Below are 22,681 nucleotides of genomic sequence, written 5' to 3'. Positions count from 1 at the left end.
CGCCATGCCTGACTGGACTGCCCTGCAACTTGACCGCCGCGCCGACGGCGTGGCCGTGCTGACGATGACCCGGCCGGCCGTGTTCAACGCCTTCGACGAGGTGTTGATCGCCGAGCTGGACGCCGCCTTCGCCATGCTGGGCGCCGACACCGCCGTGCGCGCCGTCGTGCTGGCCGGTGCCGGCAAGCACTTCAGCGCCGGGGCTGACCTGCAGTGGATGCAGCGCGCCGCTGCCGCCTCGCAGGACGACAACCTCGCCGATGCCCGCCGCTTCTCGGCCATGCTGGCGCGCATGGCCGAGTGCCCGAAGCCGACGCTGGCCCGCGTGCAGGGCGCTGCTTTGGGCGGCGGCGTGGGCCTGGTGGCGGCCTGTGACATGGCCGTCGCGTCCGACGCCGCCAGCTTCGCCGTCAGCGAGGCCCGTATGGGCATCCTGCCGGCCGTCATCGGCCCGCACCTCGTCAATGCCGTGGGCCTGCGCGAAGCGCGGCGCCTTGCGCTCACCGCCAGTCGCATCGACGCCGCCGAGGCGCTGCGCGTGGGTCTGGTGCAGCGCGTGGTGCCGCTGGCCGAGTTGGACGCCGCCGTGGACGCGCTGCTGGCTGACCTGCTTGCCTGCGGCCCCGCAGCGCAGGCCGAGATCAAGCAGCTCTATGGCCACCTCGCGCCCGGCCCGGTGACGGTCGACGTGCGCGAACTCACCGCGCAGACGATTGCCCGCGTGCGCACCACGCCCGAGGCCCGCGAAGGCTTCGCCGCCTTCCTGGGCAAACGCCAGCCGAACTGGAACGCTCCCGAATGAACCTCGACAACGCCCGCCTTCTCGTCGTCGGCGCCGGCCTCATGGGAGCCGGCATCGCGCAAGTGGCCGCCCAGGCCGGCCACGCCGTCGCGCTGTTCGACACCCGCGACGGCGCCGCCGACGCCGCCAAGGCCAAGCTCGCTGCCACGCTGGACGGCTTGGTCGCCAAGGGCAAGCTCACGCCCGAGGCCGTGGCCGCCACGCTGGCCAGCATCACGCCCGTGGCGGCGTTGCAGCCGGCCGACCTCGTCATCGAGGCCATCGTCGAGCACCTGGACGTGAAGCGTGCGCTGTTTGCCGAGCTGGAGGCGCTGCTGCCCGACGATGCCGTCATCGCCACCAACACCTCGTCCATCTCCGTGACGGCGCTGGCCCGTGGCATGAAGAAGCCCGAGCGGCTCGTTGGCATGCACTTCTTCAACCCGGTGCCGTTGATGAAGCTGGTGGAGGTCGTGTCCGGCCTGGGCACGGCGCCCGAGGTCGCGCAGGCCGTGTTCGACCTGGCGGGCCGCTGGGGCAAGACCGCCGTGCACGCGCGCTCCACGCCCGGCTTCATCGTCAACCGCATCGCCCGACCCTACTACGCCGAGGCGCTGATGCTGCTGCAGGAGCGCGCGGCTGCGCCCGAGCTCATCGACGCCTGCCTGCGGGCGGCGGGCTTTCGCATGGGGCCGTGCGAGCTGATGGACCTGATCGGCCATGACACCAACTTCGCGGTCACGAACTCGGTTTTCGCGGCCAACTTCTTCGACCGCCGCTTCACGCCGAGCCTGGTGCAGCAGGAGCTGGTGGACGCGGGCTTCCTGGGGCGCAAGAGCGGGCGGGGCTTCTACCGCTACCCCGAAGGCGCGCCGGCCCTGCCGGCCGTGGACCTCGTCCGGCCGACGGCGGCGCAACTGGTCGTGCACGGCCAGGGCGAGGTGGCCGAGCGCTTCGCCGCCGCGCTGCCCGAGGCCGTGCGCGAGCGCGACAGCAGCTGGGTGGGCCTGAGCGTGGACGGCCATCAGCTGTGCCTGACCGACGGCCGCCGCGCGGCCGAGCTGGCGCATGGCGCCGCGGTATTCGACCTGCCGCTGGGCGCCACGGGCGACCTGGCCTACGCCGGTGACGCGGCCACGGCGGCCTGGTTGGGCGTGCTGGGCCTGACGCCGCGCGCCGTGGCCGACGTGCCGGGCCTTGTGGTGGCACGCACCCTCGCCATGCTCATCAACGAAGCCGCCGATGCCGTGCAGCAGGGCGTGTGCGACCCGGCTGGCGCCGACGCGGCGATGAAGCTCGGCGTGAACTACCCGGCCGGCCCCTTCGAGTGGCTGGGCCGCTGGGACCGCCGGGCCGTCGTGGCCCTGCTGGACCGACTCGATCAACACCACCGTGGCGAGCGCTACCGCGTGAGCCCCTACCTCCGATGAGTCCTCACGCTTTCATCTGCGACGCCATCCGCACGCCCTTCGGCCGTTATGGCGGCGCGCTGTCCAGCATCCGCGCCGACGACCTCGGCGCTCTGCCGCTCAAGGCCTTGATGGCCCGCAACCCCAACGTCGACTGGGCGCAGGTGACCGACGTGCTGTACGGCTGCGCCAACCAGGCCGGTGAAGACAACCGCAACGTCGCCCGCATGGCTGCGCTGCTGGCCGGCCTGCCGGTGGACGTGCCGGGCGCCACCATCAACCGCCTGTGCGGCTCGGGCTTGGACGCCGTGGGCAGCGCTGCGCGTGCCATCCGGGCCGGCGAGGCCGGGCTGATGATTGCCGGCGGCGTCGAGAGCATGAGCCGCGCGCCGTTTGTGATGCCCAAGGCCGAGAGCGCCTTCAGCCGCAGCAACGCGGTGTACGACACCACCATCGGCTGGCGCTTCGTCAACAAGCTGATGAAGTCGCAATACGGCGTGGACGCCATGCCCGAAACCGCCGAGAACGTGGCGCGTGATTTCGGCATCGAGCGCGAGGCGCAGGACCGCATGGCGCTGGCCTCACAGACCAAGGCGCTCGCCGCTCAGCAGCGCGGTTTCTTTGCCCGCGAGATCGTGCCGGTGGACGTGCCGCAGAAGAAGGGCGAGGCGCTACGCGTGACGCTGGACGAACACCCGCGCGAGACCAGCCTGGCCGCGTTGGCCAGGCTCAAGGGCGTGGTGACGCCCGAGGGCAGCGTGACGGCCGGCAACGCCAGCGGCGTCAACGACGGCGCCTGCGCGCTGCTGCTGGTCAGCGAGGCGGACGCCGCCCGCCACGGCCTCACGCCGCGCGCTCGTGTGGTGGGCATGGCCACGGCCGGCGTGGCGCCGCGCATCATGGGCATCGGCCCGGCGCCGGCCACGCGCAAGGTGCTGGCGCTGACCGGCCTGACGCTGGCGCAGATGGACGTCATCGAGCTGAACGAGGCCTTCGCCGCGCAAGGCCTCGCGGTGCTGCGCGATCTGGGCCTGGCTGACGACGACGCCCGCGTGAACCCCAACGGCGGCGCCATCGCGCTGGGCCACCCGCTGGGCGCCAGCGGTGCGCGGCTGGTGACGACGGCCGTCAATCAGCTGGAAGTGACCGGCGGCCGCTACGCGCTGTGCACGATGTGCATCGGTGTGGGCCAGGGCATCGCGCTCGTGATCGAACGCGCATAGCGAGCGCGGGCTGTGCGGGCCGAGCGCTGGGCCGCCCCAAGCCGGCCCGCCTTGGGCGATGTGCGAGGGGTGTTGTTCACTCCAGGAACAGCCGCGTGATGCCCTTGAGGCTGACGATGTTGCCCGGGTTGCTGGTCTCGTTGAGCACGCCGCTGAGGCGGCGCAGCACGCGCTCGCTCTTGCGGGCGCGCCAGATCACGAGGTCGGCCAGCCAGGGGTGGGCGTTGACGCGGTTGGCGGCCTCGTAGAGCTTGAACTTGGGCTTCAATGCGGCCAGCCCGGCTTCGTAGCGGGCGCGCACGGCCGCGTCGCCGTCGGCCTCGTGGCGGTGGGCCAGCATCGCGTCGGCGGCCAGCATGCCTGTCTCCATCGCCTTGCCGATGCCCTCGCCCGTGAAGGAGTAGGTGGAGCCCGCCGCCTCGCCAGTGACCAGCAGGCCGGGGCGCGTCCAGCGCGCGCCCTCCAGCGTGAAGCGCAGCGGCGCACCCTTGAGCCACTGCTCGCCCTCGCCCTGCTTCTCGCCCACGCGCATCAGCTCGGCGGCGGGCGGGTACTTGGCGACGAAGGCGTCGAAGATGGCGCGCAGGTTGGCGTCCTTCTTCTGGCCCTTGCCATCGCGGTCCTCGTGCGAGTTGGTGACGCCCACGCCGATGTTGAAGTGGCCGTCGGGCGCCGGGAAGATCCAGCCATAGCCCGGCCGCAGCGCCTTGTCCCAGACGACTTCCAGCGCCTGGATCTTGCCGACCATCTGCGGTGCCTTCACATAGCCGCGCAGCGCCACGCCGCTGGGTGTGTGGCGCTCGCACATGCCGGCGGCAGACAGCGCCTTGGGCACCGCCCCGGTGGCCAGCACCACCCACGGCGTGCGCACCTCCAGCAGGTCGTCGCCGCGCTTGAGGCGGGCGCCGACGACGCGGCCGGCCTCCTCCAGCGGCGCCTCGAAGCGCGCCTGCTCGAAGCGCGCACCGGCATCGCGGGCGGCCTGCAGCAGCAGCGCGTCCAGCTGCTTGCGCGGCAGCACGGCCAGGCGGCCCGGCACATCCACGCGCCCACCGCCCGGGCCGATGCAGCCCACATGCGCCACGTGCTGCGCGCGCTGCATCACGGCGTCCAGCAGCCCCAGCCGCGCGAGCGCCTGATGGGCGTCGGGGATGAGGCCGTCGCCGCAGGTCTTGTCGCGGCCCGGCGCGTGCTGGTCCACCAGCAACACGTCCACGCCGGCCTGCGCCAGCACGCGCGCGCAGGCGCTGCCGGCGGGGCCGGCGCCGATGATGAGGACGTCGGGGGGCGGGATCAGGGCGTCAGTCATGGAGCAATGCGGGATGAGCACGCAAAAAAAAGCACATCGCGGGGATGTGCTTTTCCTTGGCGATACCTGCCGGAGCAGGCACCGTGGAGACAGCCTTTACAGGCTGTAGCGCAGGCCGACGTAGTAGCGGCGGCCGATAGGATCGTAGACGCTGGCGTTGGTTTCAGCACCGGTCGTGTTGCCCGGCAGGCCCGAGATGATCGGAGGCGCCTTGGTGGCCGTCGCGTTGTCGATGCCGAAGTAGATCTCGCTCTTGCCCAGTTTGTAGTTGGCTTGCAGGTCGAGATAGGCACGCGACTTGATCTTGCCGTCCATCTTGTTGGTGCTGCCGAAGGTGTCACGCATGAACACATCGTCCAGGTACGACTGACCAAAGTAGGTCGTCGTGGCTGCCACACCGATGTTGCCGATGTTGTAGCCCAGGTTCAGCACCCAGCGGTTGCGCGCATTGCCGACTTCGCCTTGCGAGTAGTCCTTGTCGGCCTGCGGTGTCGGCTGGTTGTACGCCTTCATGATGTAGGTGTACGCGATGCGCGAATTGAACACGCCACCGAACAGCTTGGTGCGGTAGCTGGCGGTCAGGTCCACGCCTTCGACCATGTCGCCACCGGTGTTGGCTGCGGTCTCGTCGATGAACTCCAGCGAGCCGGCGCTGTTCGGGCCGACGTCGGTCGGACGACGGGTGATGAAGTTGCAGAACGTGGTGTTGCCACCGCCGTAGCACTGGTTCAGTGCGTATTGGCGTCCCGGGGTGTTGATCGCGTCCGAGATCTTGATCTTGTAGTAGTCGGCCGTGAACGTGAAGTCACGCAGCAGGGCGATCGTCTTCGGGGTGATGACGATGCCGATGGTCGTGGACTTGCCCTTCTCGGCGCCCAGATTGGGGTTGCCGCTGTCGAAGCCGCTGATGCCTTGCAGGTCAGACTGGGTCAGCTTGAACACGCCGCCATTGGCGTTCATGTTGGCGACCACACCGGGGTTGGTGCGGCAGGCGACAGAGACGGCGTCGGTGCCCGTCAGGGTCTTGCCCTGGCAGGGGTCCACCAAGCCGGTCGGGAAAGTCTGCGACGGTGCCTGGTACAGCTCGCCGATGTTGGGCGCACGGGTCGACACGGCGTAGTTGGCGCGAACACGGAAGGTCGTGTTGATGCCCCAGTCCAGGCCGCTGTTCCAGCTGGTGGTGTCACCCACGGTTGAGTACTTGCCCTGGCGAACGGCGGCCTTGGCGTCCAGCGACTTGACCAGCGGCAAGTTCTTCAGCAGCGGCGCGTTCACTTCGACAAAGGCTTCCTTCACGTCGAAGGAGCCCGCCGTGTTGGGCAGCGCATTGCCGGCGTTCAGGCCGGTCTGCGTCAGCGCGTCGAACTCCATGCTCGACGTTTCCTTGCGGTACTCGGCACCGAAGGCCACGCCCAGCGGGCCGGCCGGCAGCTCGAACGGCTCGCCGGTCACGGCGGCGCCGATCAGCGTTTGCGTGATGCGGGTGTTCAGCGACGAAGGCGCGTGGATGTACTTGGCCGCGTCGGCGCTCAGCTTGTTGGCGCCGAAGATATTGGCCGGCACGCAACCCTGGGCGCGCGCAATGGCGTCCTTGCAGATGGCTTCCGTGGTGTTGCCATTGCCGTTGACGTCGTTGACGTCGGCCACTGCGCTCAGTGCGTTCATGAAGTTCATGACGTTGACCTGGCCGGTGCCGGTCTGGCCTTCCTTCGTGAACGAGTGGGCCGCGTAGGTGTCGTAGGACCAGGTCTTGGTGATCTCGCCCTTGGCGCCACCCAGCAGGCGGAACGTATCGCGCTGGGCCTTGCTGCCGCGGTTGGCGATGTCCGACATGCGGCGGGTGAAGTTGTAGTCCTTCAGGCCGTCGCCGTCGCGGTCAACCGCATTGTTGTAGATCGTGTCCGGCACCAGGGGGTTGCGCATCTTGACGCCGTTGACCATGAACTCGGCCGGGATCAGGCCGCCGAGGTCGGTCGAGTCCAGCGGGAAGGGTTCAAGCTGGGTCTTGGTCTTGGTGGCGGCGTAGTTCGCCTCGAAGAAGACGCTGTGCGCATCGTTCAGGTTGAACTCGCCCTTGCTGGCCAGCATCAGGCGGTCCGTCGGAATGGCGATGGTGCGGATGGCCGAGCGGTTGAAGCCGGTGGCGCCAACACCGTCACCGGCCGGGCCGTTCGTGGAGAACGGGATCTGCTGGCCGGCGGCGTTGTAGGTGAAGTTGCGATTGGCTGTGCCGTCGTTGTAGAAGAAGCGGCCCTGCGGCGCGAAGCTGGAGTAGAACGGGCGCTGGATGGTGAAGATGTCTGCCACATCACCGGTCACGAAGGCGCCGCGCGAGGCCTGATCCACCGCCGCGAAATCACGATCCCGCGAGTACACGGCGCCCTGCTGGCTGGCCGACAGGTTGACCATCAGGTTGCCCTGACCGTCAGCACCGTTCATGCCGAAGGTCACGCTGACCTTCTTCTTCTTGTCGTCGCCTTCTTCGCTCACGCCGACTTGCGCGTCCATGCGCAGGCCCTGGAAATTGCGCTTCAGGATGACGTTGACCACGCCGGCCACGGCGTCAGAGCCGTACATGGCCGAGGAGCCGCCGGTCATCACCTCGATACGCTCGATGAAGTCGGCGGGGATGGTGTTGAAGTCGACTGCCGTGTCACCGGGAACGCCGGACACGTAGCGGCGGCCGTTCACGAGCACCAGCGTGCGGTTGGAGCCCAGGTTGCGCAGGTCCACGGTGGACACGCCGGCGCTGGACGTCGAAAAGTTGGAGTTGGTGCGGCTGATGGCCGGGGTGCCGAACACCGGGTTCTTCAGCAGCAGTTCCTGCAGGTTGGCCACGCCGGAGGCGGCGATGTCCGCAGCGCTGAGCACCTGGATGGGCGCGGCCGATTCAGCGTTCAGCGACAGGATGCGGCTGCCGGTGACTTCGACACGCTCCAGCTGCTGGGCGTTGCCCTGTGCCTGGGCGAAGGCGGAGGACGTGAAGAATCCCAGGGCTGCCACTGCAGCGGTAGAGATCAGGGTTCGTTTATGCATGAGCACTCCAAGTTGACCGGATAGGTCATGAACACCGCGAGGCGCCAGAGTCAGGTGCCTGCACGTTCTCCCGATGGGGGAAGCGGTCGCCATTGTCCCGACGCTATGGCGGGTTTCGTGCTCAGGGAAAGTCCAGGGGCGGGGTGTTTGCATCCCCGTTTGGTGGCCAGGGGATTCGTGTCAGCCGGTGGTGGTGAGTGCTAAGTGGCTGATTTACTGTGGTTTTTCTGCGTGAGGCGGTGCCGGGTTCGGGCTCGGGGTGGGTTGGGTAAAGCCGCAGGCCGGTTGTGACAGGAAAGAGACAGCTTCGGCGGCGGAGAGGCTGAAAAAGCGTTGCGAGGAGGGCGACACCGCCGGAGATGCCCTTTGGAGCGCTGGGGTGGCTGTCAACGCGCAGGACGGGATTGACAGGATTTGTGGATGTGCAGCAACACGTTGGCACGCTACATGCTAGTGAAACCCCTGTCTTTTGGCACTTGCAGGCGGTCCATTGGGAGTATCCCGAGACGCCGCGCATGCGCGCCTTGCCAGACTCGATGCGTGAAAGACGATCGCGTTGCCGATCGCAGTTCCGTTCCTTACTCAGCCACAAGCTCAGACATCCCCACAAAGGAGAAGTAGATGTTCAAACGCAATGCCTGCAGCGCTGCCGCGCTGGCGCTGATCGGCACTTTTGGTGCCGTCACCGCATTCGCTCAGGGCGCGGACGCCCAGAAACTCGAGCGCGTCGAGATCACCGGCACGCGCATCAAGTCGCTGGGCGCGGCCTCCAGCAGCCCGATCACGTCGGTGACCACCGCCGAAATCAATGCCTCGCAGCCTGTCGGGGTCGAAGAGCTGTTCCGTTCATTGCCTGCAGCGATGCCGGCCATTGGTTCGGGCACCAACAACGGCTCCGGCGGCTTCGCCACCATCGACCTGCGCGGCCTGGGTACCAACCGTTCGCTGGTCCTGGTCAACGGGCGGCGCCTGGTGCCCTCGACGCTGACCGGCGTGGTTGACACCAATGCCATCCCGGTGGCGCTGCTGGAGCGCGTGGACCTGGTCACGGGCGGTGCCTCTGCGGTGTACGGCGCTGATGCCGTGGCCGGCGTGGTGAACTTCGTGATGAAGCGCAATTTCAGCGGCCTTGTGGCGAGCGCAACCTACGGTGCCTCCGAAGAGGGCGATGCCAAGCGCCGCCGTGCCGACCTGACCATGGGCGGCAACTTTGACGGCGGCAAGGGCAATGTGGTGCTCAGCATCGGCACCACCACCACCGACGCCGTCCGCCAGGGCGAGCGCCCGTGGGGCGCCGTGTCGCTGAACTCGGTGAACGGTCTGGGGTCAGGCTCCGCCACCTCCACACCCGCGCACTGGTCGGTGACGGGCCTGGGTGCGTTGCTGCCCAGCACCACGGGCCTGTACGTGCTGGACGGCAGCACCGGCCGCCTGCGTGCCTCGACCCAGGCCGATGAGTACAACTTCAACCCGCTGAACTATTACGAGACGCCGCTCAAGCGCACGCAGATCACGGCGCTGGGCCGCTACGAGATCACCCCTGGCATCGAGGCCTACAGCGAGCTGTTCCACACGCGCAGTTCGGTGGTGCTGAACCTGGCGCCCACGGGCTCGTTCACGTCGACTTACCGGGTGCCTATCGGCAACCCCTTCATCCCGCAGGCTGCCCGTGAGCAGATCTGTGCGGCCCAGAGCATTGCTGCGGCCAACTGCGTGCTGGGCAACACCACCGAAGTGCCGCTCATCGTTGCGCGTCGGTTCACGGAACTGGGCCCTCGCATCAATGACTTCCAGAACACGCTGAACCAGTTCACCGTCGGTGTGCGCGGTGACCTGCCGTTCACCGACTGGAGCTTCGACGCCTACCTGCAGCGCGGTACGGCCGACCAGGTCTCGTCGCGTATCAACTGGGGGTCGTTCAGCAAGGTGCAGCAGGCGCTGCGCGCCGTGAACACCACCACGTGCATTACCGCGACCAACGGCTGCGTGCCGCTGAACATCTTCGGCGCGGAGGGCTCGCTGACGCAGCAGATGATTAATTTCGTCAACCTGTCGTCGGTGTCCAACACCTCGGTCAAGCAGAACGTGGTGGCGGCCAGCGCGAACGGCGAGATCGCCATGCTCAAGAGCCCCTGGGCCAAGGCGCCGGTCAGCGCTGCCGTGGGCTTGGAGAGCCGCGAGGTGAAGGGCGGCAACCAGAGCGATGGCCCTTCGCAGATCCAGGGTGAAGTGCTGGGCACCGGCGCGCCAACCCCTGACCGCAGCGGCACGCTCAAGCTGAGCGAGGCGTATGTGGAGTCCATCGTGCCTCTGCTGTCGGGCTTGCCGCTGGCGCAAGCGGTCAACCTGGAGCTGGGCTACCGCCACACCGAGTTCAAGACCACCGCCAGCAGCCAGGAATACGGCAGCTGGAAGGCCGGCCTGGACTGGGCCCCCATGCGCGGGGTGCGCGTGCGTGGCATGCAACAGCGTGCAACGCGCGCGCCCAACGTGAATGAGCTGTACGCGCCGGTGATCACGGGCCTGTCCAACCTGGCTGTGGACCCCTGCGCGGGCAACCGTATCAACACGGGTGATGCCAATACTGCGGGTACGTTGAGCAGCCTGTGCCGTCAGACGGGCGTGCCAGGCAGTCAGGTCGGTTTCGTGCCGAATCCTTCCGCCGGTCAGATCAACAACACCAGCGGTGGCAATCCCAATCTGGGTCCTGAGGAAGCCGACACGACGACCTTCGGCATCGTCTGGGAGCCGACGTTCGCCAACAACCTGAGCCTGACGCTGGATTACTACCGCATCAAGATCAAGAAGGCGGTCTCGTCGCCCACGACGACGCAGGTCATCCAGGGTTGCTACAACACGACGGGCCTGAACCCGACGCTGGGTTACAACGCGATGTGCCAGCTGATCGTGCGCGATCCGCTGACGGGTTCGATGAATGGTGGTCCTGGTGTGGTCACGCAGTCGTCCAACCTGGGTGCGTATGACGTGTCCGGCATTGATCTGGGCGCCAATTACCGGCTCAACCTGGCCGGTATGGGCCGCGTCGACCTGGGCTTGATCGCCTCGTACGTCAGCAAGTGGGACTTCAAGTCGCTGCCGACATTGCCGACGCTGGACTGCGTGGGCTACTACGGCACCAGCTGCGGAGGCCCGACCTCCAAGCTTCGCTTCACGCAGCGTGCAACGTGGTCCATGGGCGACTTCAGCGCCGGCTATGTGTGGCGCTTCATTGGCGGTACCGAGGAAGAGCCGGGCGGTTCGCCCTACCTGCCGGCCTTTGCCAAGATCAAGAACGTCAACTACGTGGACCTGAACGGTTCTTGGCAGGTCACCAAGAACTTCGGTCTGTCGATGACTGTCAACAACGCGTTCGGCAAGAAGCCGCCGATTGTTGGCAACACCATCGGCACGACAACCACGAACAGCGGCAACACCTTCCCGCAGTGGTACGACGTGATCGGCCGTCGCTACTCGGTGACGGCGACCGCCAAGTTCTGATGAACTGATCGCAGCCGTTTGACGGTCTCGCAGCGCCCGGCAGCCGCCGGGCGTTTTTGTGTGTGGCGCTTTGTGCGCGATTGCCAACGATCTGGCGAAGGGGTTCCGATGAAGAGTCTGTTGTCAGCGCTGGGCTTGCTGGCCATGGTCGGCTGCGCGGTTGCGCCGCCAGCGCCGCAGGAGGGAAAGACGCAGGTGTGCCATCGCGAGAAGCCGACCGGACTCGCGCACTACGTCAAGGTGTGCCGCGATGCCGATGAGGTGGCCAGGCACGAGAAGGAGTCGCGCCAGATGATGGACAACGTCCGACAGCCGCCAGCGTCCGAGCAATCACTGGGGCGCTGACGAGGGTGGGCGCGGCGTCGGCCGCGCCGCCGCCCTCAGCCCTTGACCCGCAGCCGCCACGCATGCAGCAGCGGCTCGGTGTAGCCGCTGGGCTGGGCTTCGCCCTTGAAGACGAGATCCAGCGCCGCCTGCATGGCCGCGCCCTGCGGGTGGGCGGCCAGCGGCAGGTAGGCCGGGTCGCCGGCGTTCTGGCCGTCCACCACCTGGGCCATGCGGGTGAAGGTCTCGCGCACCTGGCTCGCCGTCACGATGCCGTGGCGCAGCCAGTTGGCGATGTGCTGGCTGCTGATGCGCAGCGTGGCACGGTCTTCCATCAGGCCCACGCCGTTGATGTCGGGCACCTTGGAGCAGCCCACGCCCTGGTCCACCCAGCGCACCACGTAGCCCAGGATGCCCTGCACGTTGTTGTCCAGCTCCTGCTGGCGCTGCTCGGGTGTCCAGTCGGCCCGGGGCGCGACGGGGATGGTCAGCAGCGCGTTCAGGATGCCTTCGCGCTCGGCGGCCAGGTCCACCTTCTCCAGCTCTTGCTGTACGGCGCTCACGCTGACCTGGTGGTAGTGCAGCGCATGCAGCGTCGCGGCTGTGGGCGACGGCACCCAAGCGGTGTTGGCGCCTGCCTTGGGGTGGCCGATCTTCTGCTTGAGCATCTCGGCCATCAGGTCGGGCATGGCCCACATGCCCTTGCCGATCTGCGCGCGGCCACGCAGGCCGCAGGCCAGTCCCGTCAGCACGTTGGAGCGTTCGTAGGCCGTGATCCAGCTGGACGTCTTCATATCGCCCTTGCGCAGCATGGGGCCGGCGCGCATGGCGGTGTGCATTTCGTCGCCGGTGCGGTCCAGGAAGCCGGTGTTGATGAAGGCCACGCGGCTTGCCGCGGCGGCGATGCAGGCCTTCAGGTTGACGGACGTGCGGCGCTCCTCGTCCATGATGCCCAGCTTGACGGTGCTGTCGGGCAGGCCCAGCAGCTGCTCGACGCGCGTGAACAGCTCGGCGGCGAAAGCCACCTCGGCCGGGCCGTGCATCTTGGGCTTCACGATGTAGACGCTGCCGGTGCGGCTGTTGCCACGGCGCTTGAGGTCATGCATCGCGATCGTCGTCGTGACGACGGCGTCCATGATGCCCTCGGGAATCTCGCTGCCGTCGTCCAGCAGGATGGCCGGGTTGGTCATCAGGTGGCCGACATTTCGCACGAACATTAGCGAGCGGCCGTGCAGCGTGACGGTGCCACCGTTCGGGGCCGTGTAAACGCGGTCGGCGTTCAGGCGGCGCGTGAAGGTGGTGCCGCCCTTGGCGACCTCCTCGGTCAGCGTGCCGAGCTGGATGCCCAGCCAGTTGCGGTAGGCCAGCAGCTTGTCCTCGGCGTCGACGGCGGCGACGGAGTCTTCCAGGTCCAGGATGGTGGACAGCGCCGACTCCAGCACCACGTCGGCGACGCCGGCCGCGTCGGTCTTGCCGATGGGCGTGCTGCGGTCGATGCGGATGTCCAGGTGCAGGCCGTGGTGCACCAGCAGCACGCTGCTGGGCGCTTCCGGCGAGCCCTGGTAGCCGGCGAAGGCTGCGGCGTCCTTGAGGCTCGTGGTCGCACCGGAGGCCAGCGTGACGACCAGTTGGCCGCCCTCGACGCGGTAGCCGGTCGACTCTGCGTGCGAACCGGCAGCCAGCGGCGCGGCTTGGTCCAGCACCTGGCGGGCGAAGGCGATGACCTTGGCGCCGCGCACCGGGTTGTAGGCACCGGCGCGCGTGGCGCCGTCGGTCTCGGGGATCGCGTCGGTGCCGTACAGCGCGTCGTACAGCGAGCCCCAGCGCGCGTTGGCCGCGTTCAGCGCGTAGCGCGCGTTCAGGATGGGCACCACCAGCTGCGGGCCGGCCTGCAGCGCCAGCTCGGCATCGACGTTGGCCGTCGTCGCCTGCACCTGCGCCGGCGGCTCGACGAGGTAGCCGATGCGTGCCAGATGCGCGCGGTAGGCCGGCATGTCCGTGATGGGGCCGGGGTGGGCCTCGTGCCAGGCGTCCATCTCGGACTGCAGGCGGTCGCGCTCGGCAAGCAGCGCGCGGTTCTTGGGGGCCAGGTCATGCGCGATGGCGCTGAAGCCGGCCCAGAACGCGTCCGGCGCGACGCCGGTGCCGGGCAGCACCTCGGTGGCTATGAAGCGGGCCAGGTCGGCGTCGACCTGCAGGCGGTGGAGAGGGGTGCGGGTGGTGGACATGGACAAGCTCCTGGGAAGGCGAAGAACGCTGTGAAATCGACGAGAGATTGCCGTGCATCTTGCCGCCGCGCGAGCCCTCGATTCGCAGCCGTGCACGCAGGGAATCTGTGACGAAAACGCAAAGATGGGGCGTGAAAACGCTGTCTTTGCGTTCGTCAGTCAGCACAATCGGCACATGGACAAGCTCAAGCAGATGGAGTCCTTCGTGCTCGTGGCGGCCAAGGGCAGCCTGACGGCGGCGGCGGCGGCGGAAGGGCTGGCGCCCGCCGTCATGGGCCGGCGGCTGGATGCGCTGGAGGCGCGGCTGGGCGTGAAGTTGATGCTGCGCACGACGCGGCGGCTGACGCTGACGCCCGAGGGCCAGGCCTTCCTGGAGGACTGCCAGCGCCTCATCGCATCGCTGGCCGACGCTGAAGCCGCCGTCAGCGCCGGCGGGCTGAAGGCCAGCGGCCATCTGCGCGTGACGGCGCCGGCCGGCTTCGGCCGCCGCCACGTGGCGCCGCTGGTGCCGGCTTTTCTCGCCGAGCATGCCGAACTCAGCCTGTCGCTGAATCTCAGCGACCGCGTCGTGGACATCGTGCACGAGGGCTTCGACTGCGCGGTGCGCGTGGGCGACCTGCCGGACTCCAGCCTCGTCAGCACGCGGCTGGCCGACAACCGGCGCCTGTGCGTTGCGTCGCCGGGCTACCTGAAGCGCGCTGGCGTGCCGCGCCACCCCGACGAGCTGGCGCGACATGCCTGCCTGACGCTGAGTTCCGAAGCCAGCCAGGTGCGCGGCTGGGCCTTCCAGGTCGATGGCGCGGTACAGCACCTGCGGCCCGAGACCCGCACACAGGGCCGGCTGGACTGCAGCGACGGCCAGGTGCTGCACGACTGGTGCGTGCAGGGCCTGGGCATCGCGTGGCGCAGCACCTGGGAGGTGGAGGCCGACCTCGCGGCCGGCCGGCTCGTCACCGTGCTGGACGACTTCGCCGCGCCGCCCAACGGCATCTACGCCGTGTTCCCGCAGTCACGCCACCTGCCGCTGCGAACGCGGTTGTGGGTGGAGCATCTGCGGGCGCACTACGGGCGAGCGGAGTACTGGCGCGGTTGACGCGGCTTTCGTGCGGGCCGAGCGCCGGGCCGCTCCTGAGAGCTGCGGCGCAAGCCGCGGCGCGGTCTGCAAGACCGACCAGGCCTGCCCGCGTGCAGCAGCCCAGGACTGGGCGAGGGGCACGTCAGTCCCCGAACTGCACCTTGGACCGCTTGCCCACCCAGCTTTCCAGCTTGCCGCCGTAGACCTCTTCCACGCGGTTGCGCTTGACCTTGAAGGTGGGCGTGATGAAGCCGTTGTCCACCGTCCACGGCGTCTTGATGAGCACCAGCGTGTCCAGCTGCTCATGCGGGTCCAGCTTGGCGTTGACGTCCTCCAGGTGCCGGGCCAGTTCGGCCTGCAGGCCGGCAGCATCGCTGGTGGCCCGCTCCACGCCCTGCGGCGACAGCATCGCGATGCCCAGCGGCTGGCCCAGGTTGGCGCCGGCCACGCAGACGGCCTCGATGGCGGGGTTCATGCCCAGCTTGTCCTCGATGGGCGCGGGCGCCACGTACTTGCCCTTGCTGGTCTTGAACAGGTCCTTCACGCGGCCCGTGATGCGCACGCAGCCGTCTTTGTCCTGGCTGGCCTTGTCGCCGGTGCGCAGCCAGCCGTCCTCGGTGAAGCTGTCGCGCGTCTGCTCGGGCGCCTTGTAGTAGCCCAGCATGACGGCGGGGCTGCGCATCTGCAGCTCGCCCGACGCGGGGTCGATGCGCACCTGCACGCCCTCGTAGGCTGGGCCCACGGTGCCGCGCTGGTTCTTGCCGGGCAGGGTCAGGTGGGACAGCGCGAGGTTCTCGGTCATGCCGTAGCCCTCGTTGATGTGCAGGCCCAGCGTGGCGTACCACTCCAGCAGCGCCACCGGCATGGGCGCGGCGCCGCCGGCGGCGAACTTGCAGTGGTTGAGCCCCAGCGCCTTCAGCACCTTCTTGCGCACCAGGCCGCCGATGATCGGCAGGCGCAGCAGCTTGTTCATCTTCTGCGGCGGCATCTTGGCCTGCACGCCCTGCTGGAACTTGACCCACAGGCGCGGCACGCTGAAGAACACCGTCGGCAGCGCGCGCTGCAGGTCGGCGGTGAAGGTGTCCAGCGACTCGGCAAAGAAGATCTTGATGCCGCGCGCCAGCCAGCCGTGCTCCACCAGCGTGCGCTCCACGACGTGGGCCAGCGGCAGGTAGGACAGCATGCGGTCCGAGCCCACCATGGGGATGCGCTTCAGTCCGGCGTCCACTGCCCAGGCAAAGGCGCCGAAGGTGTGCATCACGCCCTTGGGCAGGCCGGTGGTGCCGGAGGTGTAGATCAGCGTGCAGAGCTCGTCGGCGCCGCGCACGGGCGAGGCCTTCAGCGGCTCGGTGCGGGCACAGATGGCGTCCCAGCCTTCGTAGGTCTTCTTGGCGTCGTCGGGCGACAGCGCGTAGCTCGCACCGGGCAGGTGGGCCGGCACGCCGGGCTTCATGCCCTCCCAGCCGTCGAGCTTGCCGATGAAGATGAAGCGCGACTCGCTGTGCTCCAGGATCTGCGAGATGGTCTCGGGCGCCAGCGTCGGGTACAGCGGCACGCTGACATAACCAGCCATCCAGATGGCCAGGTCGCTCATCAGCCACCAGGCGCAGTTCTTGGACAGGATGGCGACCTTGGCGTCAGCCGGCCAGCCCTCGGCGGCGCCGCGCGCCTGGAGGTGGGCCGCCATGCGGCGCACCTGGTCACCCACCTGGGCCCAGGTGAAGTCCTTGACGTTGCCTGCGCCCATGGGTTGCGTCAGCGTCACGGTCTGGCCGGCACTGCGCTCCCAGTGGTAGAGGCGTTGCAGGGCGAGCTGGTCAGCGGCGATGGTGGCCATGAATGTCTCCAGGGGCTTCTTGTTCGGGAGCCGCGAAGTTACCGCGAGCTGGGCGTCTGCCAGAGCGGGTAAACGCGTTTTGACGTGGCAAGCTGCCCGAAAACCCTAGGTCGGCGACTCTAGAAATCGTGGCCCGGCGCTCAGAACTGCCCGGCCCAGTGAGGTTGCCAGGTGCCCCGGCCCAGTTCGGCGCGCAGCGCGTCCAGCGGATGGGCGGCCAGCCAGGCCGGGCGCAGCGTGTCGGCGCGCGCCAGGGCGGCTGCCGCCTCAGGCGTGCGTGCCAGGCTGGCCGCCAGGTCCAGCTGCGCGCGCCAGTGCGGCAGGCCCTGCGGCTGGGGCAGGGCGTCCAGCAGCGCCACACGCTGGCGCAGCGCCGCGACGGCGTCGTCGTGCCGGCCCTCGGCGCGCAGCAGCTCGCCGTGCAGCTGCGCGATGCGGCTGGTCAGTTGCGCGTGCAGGCGCAGCCAGGGCTGGGCGTCCTGCGCCTGCAGCAGCGCCAGCGTGCGCCGCGCCAGCGGCAGGTCGCCCAGGCGCAGCGCCACGCGCGTGACGGCCATGCCGGCCTCGGCCCAGGGCGGGCCGGAGATGTCGAGGCTGCGCGCCAGCTCGTCGGCGATGCGGTGGGCCGCAGGCAGCCAGTCGGCGGCACGCGTCGGCGCGGCCAGCGCGCGCGACAGCAGCGCGGCGCTCTCGCGTGGCAGCCGCAGCGTGGGGTGGCCGGCGGCCTCGGGCGGCAGCATGCGCTCCAGCTCGTCATGCACCTGCACGGCCTGCGCGTACTCGCCCAGCTCCACGAGGTGGCGGGCCAGGTCGGCGCGCATGCGCTGGCTGCTGGAGTTGCCGGGGCCCAGCAGCGCGTCCATGTCGGTAACGATCTGCCGGGCCACCGCGACGCTGCCCTCCGGCCGGCCCAGCCGGGCCTGGATGTTCCACACGTGCTGGCGCAGGCGCGTCACGAAGCGGGCGCGGTGCGCGGGCGCCGTGGCCCAGGAGGCGCGCGTGGCCTCGATGAGGCGCTCGGCGTCCAGCAACCGGCTCTGCGCGAGCCGCAGCTGGTAGAGGTAGGCGTTGTAGTAGGGGTACTCGAAGTCGCTGGGCTTGAACTGCCGCTGCACGATGGGCCAGGCCCGCACGTGCATCGCTTCCGCGTCCGCGAAGCGACCCGCGCCGGCATAGGCCACGATGAGCTGGTAGAGCAGGTTGACGTGGTCGTTCTCCTGCTCCGAGCCGGCCGGCGCGCGCGCCAGCACGGGCAGCAGCGGTTCGCCCAGCGCGATGACCTCCAGCGGCGAGTTCAGCGCCGTGTAGATGCGCGCCAGCCGCAGCCGCGCGATGCGCGTGCGCTCGTCGTCATCGCCCCAGCGCCTGGCGTTCAGCGCGATGAACTCCTGCGCCAGCGGGATGGCGATGTCGTGGCGGTTCATGTCGGAGTAGGTCGCCACCATCACGTCCAGCACGCGCAGGTAGGTCAGCTCGTCGCCGGCAAAGCGCTGCTTCAGCTCGGCCCGGCTCTTCTCCAGCACCTCGAAGATGGTCGGGATGTGGCCACCGTGGCGGTCGGGATTGGCTGAGGCCAGCAGTTCGGTAAGGTAGCGCGTGACTTCCTCGCTCTGGCGCGCAGCGGCCTGGGCCTGGTCGCGCTGCCACAGGCTCAGGCCCAGGCCCAGGCTCAGCGCTGCGAAGACCAGCGCCGCGCCGCCGGCCAGCGCAGCGTTGCGCCGCAGCCAGAGCCGCCCGCGGTGGCGCCAGTCCTCCGCGCGCACGCTGACTGGGCGCTGCGCCAGCCAGCGCTCCAGGTCGTCGATGAAGCTGCCCACGCTGGCATAGCGATCGGCGGCATGGCGGCGCATCGCCTTGGCCGCCACGGCTTCCAGGTCGCCCGCGGCGCGGCGTGCGTCAGCCGGCCGCCCCGGGCCCTGCTCGCTGCTGGCGTCGTCGGTCTGGCCCAGGCTGCGCGTGATGCGCTGGGCCTGGCCGTGCAGCACGGCATGCTCCAGCGCCGTGCGACTGGCGCCGCGCTGGCCGAAGGGCAGCTGGCCGCTGGCCAGCTCGTACAGCATGACGCCCAGCGAGTAGATGTCGGCCGCCGCGCCGATGGGCCCGCCGAGGATCTGCTCGGGCGCCGCGTAGGCCGGCGTTAGCCGCCGGCCAGACAGCTGCGTGAGCTGGCTGTCGGCCTGCTGGCCCGAGGAGTCCAACAGCCCGGCGATGCCGAAGTCCAGCAGCTTGGTGTTGCCGGCGTCGTCCACCATGACGTTGCTGGGCTTGAGGTCGCGGTGGACGATGAGCTGCGCATGCGCATGCTCCACGGCGCGAGCGATCCTGATCAGCAGGCGCATGCGCGCGCTCAGGTCCAGCCGCTGAGCGCGCACATGTTCGGACAGCGTGTGCCCCACCACATGCTCCAGCACCAGGAAGGCACGCCCGTCCTGCTCGCCGGCATCCAGCAGCCGGGCGATGCCGGGGTGGGTGAGGCGGCCCAGCAGCGCGCGTTCGCGGGCGAAGCGGGCGGCCAGGCCGGGGCCGGCCACGTCGTCGCGCAGCAGCTTGATGGCCGCCTGGCCCTGGTACAGCCCGTCGGCGCGCTCGGCCCGCCACACCTGGCCCATGCCGCCTTCGCCCAGCAGCTCGCACAGGCACCAGGCGCCGAAACGGTCGCCCGATCGCGGGGCGGCGGCGTCCGGGGCCGGGGCGGCCAGTGCATGCGCCAGCTGGTCACCGAAGCCGGACACGCCCAGCGTGACGGTCGCGCCGTCCGGCGGCAGCGCCGCCAGCATGCGGGCCAGCCGCGCGGCCAGCTCGGGCGGCTGCAGCGTGGCCAGCCGTTCGGCGCGGGCCACCGCCGGCAGCTCGGCCAGCTCGTCGAACAGCGGGGACAGCCGCTGCCAGTCCTCGGGCTGCAGGCCGGCGCTCATCAGTAGACGGTGTTTGGCGGGTCGCCCAGCAGTTCCTGCAGCAGCGCCCGGGCCTTCAGCAGCTCGCGGTTGATGCTGCGCGTGGAGACCTCGCGCAGCGCCGCCACCTCGGCGATGGTCAGGCCGGCGAAGCCGATCATCTCGATCAGCTCGTACAGCGGCTCGTCGAGCGCGCGCATGCGCGCCAGCGCCTGATCCAGGCCGATCAGATCCACGGCCTGGCTCTGCACGGCGGCCACGTCCCCGGCGGCCGACAGCGTCACCATGACGGCGTCGCCGCCGCGCTTGTCACGGCCCTCGGTGCGCAGGTGGTCGATGACGACCGAGCGCAACACGCGGCCCACGTAGGCGAAGAACTGGCCGCGCGTGTCGCCCTGCAGGCCTTGCTGGTCGGCCATGCGCAGAAAGCCTTCGTGTACGAGGGCCGTGGTGTCCAGCCCGCAGGCGCGGCCCTGGGCTCCGCTCTGCGCCAGCCGCATGCGGGCCACGCGCTTGATTTCGGGGTACAGCAGCGCGTAGAGCTGCTGCAGCGCCGCCGCATCGCCGCGTGCCGTGCCGGCCAGCAGCTCGGTGATCGCGGGGGTGGTGACCATCAGTGCAGCGAGGCCGCCCGGATCAGGCTGCGTCGGCCTGGAACGCAGCCAGCGCGGCGGCGATGTCGGCCTCGGCGGCCTCGCGCTGCACGGGGGCATCGGTGGTCAGCGCGGCGGCGCCGCCCTGCTTCAGTCGCGCCACCCACTGGCCGGCCTCGCGGCCCTGTTCAAAGGCCTGGCTCTGCAGCAGCAGCGCGCCGTCTGCCGACAGCAGCTTGAAGTAGAACTTGCCGTCAGCCTCGCGGTACTGCTTGAACACCGGCAGCGCGACCTTCTCGGCCTTGGCGACGGCCGTGGTGGCGGTCTGCGTGTAGGGGCGCAGGCCGACGGCCTCGCGCAGCGTTTTCAGGAAGGGCACGGCGATGGCGCGGGCCTTGGCGGCGCCGGCCTGCAGGATGGCTTCCAGCTCGGCGGGGTTGGCCATCAGCGCCTCGTAGCGGGCGCGCATGGGGCCGATCTGCGACTCGATCAGCGCCACAAGCTGCTGCTTGGCCTCGCCCCAGCCCAGGCCGGCGCGCAGCGCAGCGCGGAAGGCGGCGCGCTCGTCGACACTCGCGAACGCGTCGTAGAGCGCCACCAGCGTCTGGCCGTCGGGGTCCTTGGGCTCGCCGGGCAGCTTGCTGTCGGTGACGATGCGGGCCACCGCGTCTTGCAGCGCCTTGGGGCCGCCGTCAAAGAGCGGGATGACGTTGTCATAGCTCTTGCTCATCTTGCGGCCATCCAGGCCGGGCAGCAGCTCCATCTCGGCATCGGTGACGGCTTCGGGCAGCGTGAACAGCGCCTGACCGCGGCCGAACAGGTGGTTGAAGCGCTGGGCCACGTCGCGGGCCATCTCGATGTGCTGCACCTGGTCCTTGCCCACGGGCACCTTGTGCGCGTTGAACATCAGGATGTCGGCAGCCATCAGCACGGGGTAGCTGAACAGGCCCATGGTGACGTTGGCGTCCGGCTCCTCGCCGGCCGCCACAGCGGCGTCCACGGCAGCTTTGTAGGCATGGGCGCGGTTCATCTGGCCCTTGGCGGTGACGCAGGTCAGCAGCCAGGTCAGCTCGGGGATCTCGGGGATGTCGCTCTGGCGGTAGAGCGTCACGCGGTCGGTGTCCAGGCCGGCGGCCACCCAGGTGGCGGCGATGGAGCGGCTGGAGCGTGCGATGCGGTCCGGCTCGTCGCACTTGATCAGCGCGTGGAAGTCGGCCATGAAGAAGAAGCTCTCCACGCCGGGCGCCTGGCTGGCCAGCACCGCGGGGCGGATGGCGCCGGCATAGTTGCCGAGATGCAGGGTGCCGGTGGTGGTGATGCCGGTCAGGACGCGCTGGGACATGAGGGGATCGAGGGAGAAAGTTCGACCCGGATTGTGGCCTCTGCTTCGATGCGGCGAAAAGCGAAGGCCGACCAGGCGCGCCCGCGTTCAGCGGCGCGCGGCTGGGCGGGGGGCAGCCACTGACGCGCGCCAGGTGACGGTGATCTCGAACTCCCGCGAGACCGGCAAGGTGAGGTCGTAGCAGCGGTTGAGGAGCCAGTTCAGACCGGCCAGCGTGACTTCGCGGCTGGGCACGTGCACGGAGGTCAGGCGCGGCGCGGCGAACTCGGCGCTGGGCGAGTCGTCATAGCCCAGCACCGACACCTCGTGCGGCACCGACACGCCGCGCTCCTGGAAGTGCGCCAGCATGCCGATGGCCATCTCGTCGTTGGCGCAGAACACGGCGGTGGGCAGCTTCTTGTTCGTCAGCAGCGTGCCGGCGGCATCCCAGCCGGCCTGGTTGGAGAAGTCGCCGGGCACGGTCAGCACCTTGCCCATGTCCAGCCCGCGCGCGGCCAGCTCGCCCATGAAGCCGGCCAGGCGGGCCACGTTGTCCGGCGACGTGGTGGGGCCGGAGACGACCGCGATGTCCTTGTGCTTGTACTGCAGCAGTGCGCGGGCGGCCTGCACGCCGCCCTGCACGTGGTCGGCCATGAAGCACTGCTCCTTGATGCGATCGAAGTTGCGGTTCAGCACGACGACCTGGCGCTGCGCGGTGCCCAGCGCCTTGATGTCCTCGTCCTGGATGGCGTTGGACAGCACGATGAGGCCGTCGCAGTCGCGGTCCAGCAGGAAGCGCATGCCCTCGTTGGTCTCGACGCGTTCGTCCTCCAGCCCGTCGCCGAAGGCCACCACCATGTGCAGGCCCTGGCCGCGCAGCACGGTGTCGATGACGCGCAGGATGGGCGTGTAGTAGGTGCCGCGTAGGAAGGGGATGTAGACGCCGATCAGCTTGGACGTGCCGGCGCCGAGCGAGCGCGCCGTGTGCGAAGGACGGAACTTCAGCTGCGCGATGACCTTGCGCACCCGCTCGGCCGTGGCCGGCGCGACGGAACCGTTTCCGCTGATGACGCGTGATGCGGTGCCAACGCCCACGCCGGCCAGCCGCGCTACATCCTTGATCGTTGCCATTCGCCCTCTGCTCTTTGGAGCA

Annotated in this window: 14 protein-coding genes; 6 read left to right on the top strand and 8 right to left on the bottom strand. The window is 69.3% G+C overall.

Going from position 1 to position 22,681, the window contains the following annotated elements; translation table 11 throughout:
* The first annotated feature begins 4 nt into the window (after positions 1-4).
* The 3 genes from ACG0Z3_RS04410 to pcaF are packed head-to-tail and all read left to right on the top strand — an operon-like array spanning position 5 to position 3,413.
* A complete protein-coding gene (locus ACG0Z3_RS04410) occupies positions 5-802 on the top strand; it encodes an enoyl-CoA hydratase-related protein (protein ID WP_394395663.1) in 798 nt (265 codons plus the stop codon).
* A complete protein-coding gene (locus ACG0Z3_RS04405; RefSeq protein ID WP_394395662.1) occupies positions 799-2,211 on the top strand; it encodes a 3-hydroxyacyl-CoA dehydrogenase in 1,413 nt (470 codons plus the stop codon). Before ACG0Z3_RS04410 ends, ACG0Z3_RS04405 begins: the two co-directional genes overlap by 4 nt.
* Complete coding sequence (gene pcaF, locus ACG0Z3_RS04400) at positions 2,208-3,413, top strand: 3-oxoadipyl-CoA thiolase (RefSeq protein ID WP_394395661.1); 1,206 nt, start codon at positions 2,208-2,210, stop codon at positions 3,411-3,413. Before ACG0Z3_RS04405 ends, pcaF begins: the two co-directional genes overlap by 4 nt.
* Before the next feature lie 76 nt (positions 3,414-3,489).
* On the opposite strand, the gene ACG0Z3_RS04395 is transcribed toward pcaF, so the two are convergent.
* Together ACG0Z3_RS04395 and ACG0Z3_RS04390 are read right to left on the bottom strand one after the other, a co-directional pair.
* Positions 3,490-4,722 carry an NAD(P)/FAD-dependent oxidoreductase gene (locus tag ACG0Z3_RS04395; protein WP_394395660.1) on the bottom strand — a complete coding sequence of 411 codons (1,233 nt, stop codon included), beginning with the start codon at positions 4,720-4,722 and terminating at the stop codon, positions 3,490-3,492.
* Positions 4,723-4,818: 96 nt separating this feature from the next.
* On the bottom strand, positions 4,819-7,758 hold the full coding sequence (locus tag ACG0Z3_RS04390) for a TonB-dependent receptor plug domain-containing protein (protein ID WP_394395659.1): 2,940 nt from the start codon (positions 7,756-7,758) through the stop codon (positions 4,819-4,821).
* Positions 7,759-8,379: 621 nt separating this feature from the next.
* Here ACG0Z3_RS04390 and ACG0Z3_RS04385 point away from each other — a divergent pair.
* On the top strand, positions 8,380-11,256 hold the full coding sequence (locus ACG0Z3_RS04385; protein ID WP_394395657.1) for a TonB-dependent receptor domain-containing protein: 2,877 nt from the start codon (positions 8,380-8,382) through the stop codon (positions 11,254-11,256).
* 108 nt (positions 11,257-11,364) lie between these two features.
* A complete protein-coding gene (locus ACG0Z3_RS04380) occupies positions 11,365-11,601 on the top strand; it encodes a hypothetical protein (RefSeq protein ID WP_394395655.1) in 237 nt (78 codons plus the stop codon).
* A 35-nt stretch (positions 11,602-11,636) separates the two neighbouring features.
* Here ACG0Z3_RS04380 and ACG0Z3_RS04375 read toward each other — a convergent pair whose 3' ends face one another.
* Positions 11,637-13,808 (bottom strand): malate synthase G, encoded by a 2,172-nt coding sequence (locus ACG0Z3_RS04375; protein WP_394395652.1) that lies wholly within the window; start codon positions 13,806-13,808, stop codon positions 11,637-11,639.
* A gap of 175 nt (positions 13,809-13,983) precedes the next feature.
* On the opposite strand from ACG0Z3_RS04375, the gene ACG0Z3_RS04370 reads away from it, so the two are divergent.
* Complete coding sequence (locus ACG0Z3_RS04370) at positions 13,984-14,901, top strand: substrate binding domain-containing protein (RefSeq protein WP_394395650.1); 918 nt, start codon at positions 13,984-13,986, stop codon at positions 14,899-14,901.
* Positions 14,902-15,025: 124 nt separating this feature from the next.
* On the opposite strand, the gene ACG0Z3_RS04365 is transcribed toward ACG0Z3_RS04370, so the two are convergent.
* The 5 genes from ACG0Z3_RS04365 to ACG0Z3_RS04345 form a co-directional block, all read right to left on the bottom strand.
* On the bottom strand, positions 15,026-16,720 hold the full coding sequence (locus ACG0Z3_RS04365) for an AMP-binding protein (RefSeq protein WP_394395648.1): 1,695 nt from the start codon (positions 16,718-16,720) through the stop codon (positions 15,026-15,028).
* A gap of 140 nt (positions 16,721-16,860) precedes the next feature.
* Positions 16,861-19,635 carry a serine/threonine-protein kinase gene (locus ACG0Z3_RS04360; protein ID WP_394395646.1) on the bottom strand — a complete coding sequence of 925 codons (2,775 nt, stop codon included), beginning with the start codon at positions 19,633-19,635 and terminating at the stop codon, positions 16,861-16,863.
* Positions 19,635-20,228 carry an ECF-type sigma factor gene (locus ACG0Z3_RS04355; protein ID WP_394395644.1) on the bottom strand — a complete coding sequence of 198 codons (594 nt, stop codon included), beginning with the start codon at positions 20,226-20,228 and terminating at the stop codon, positions 19,635-19,637. Before ACG0Z3_RS04355 ends, ACG0Z3_RS04360 begins: the two co-directional genes overlap by 1 nt.
* Before the next feature lie 22 nt (positions 20,229-20,250).
* Positions 20,251-21,549 (bottom strand): tryptophan--tRNA ligase, encoded by a 1,299-nt coding sequence (locus tag ACG0Z3_RS04350; protein WP_394395641.1) that lies wholly within the window; start codon positions 21,547-21,549, stop codon positions 20,251-20,253.
* Between the two features lie 87 nt (positions 21,550-21,636).
* A complete protein-coding gene (locus ACG0Z3_RS04345) occupies positions 21,637-22,659 on the bottom strand; it encodes a LacI family DNA-binding transcriptional regulator (RefSeq protein WP_394395640.1) in 1,023 nt (340 codons plus the stop codon).
* Positions 22,660-22,681 lie beyond the last annotated feature (22 nt).

This window comes from Pelomonas margarita (assembly GCF_043555875.1).
Taxonomy (GTDB): domain Bacteria; phylum Pseudomonadota; class Gammaproteobacteria; order Burkholderiales; family Burkholderiaceae_C; genus Pelomonas; species Pelomonas margarita.
This window is presented reverse-complemented; position numbering and strand designations above follow the sequence as displayed.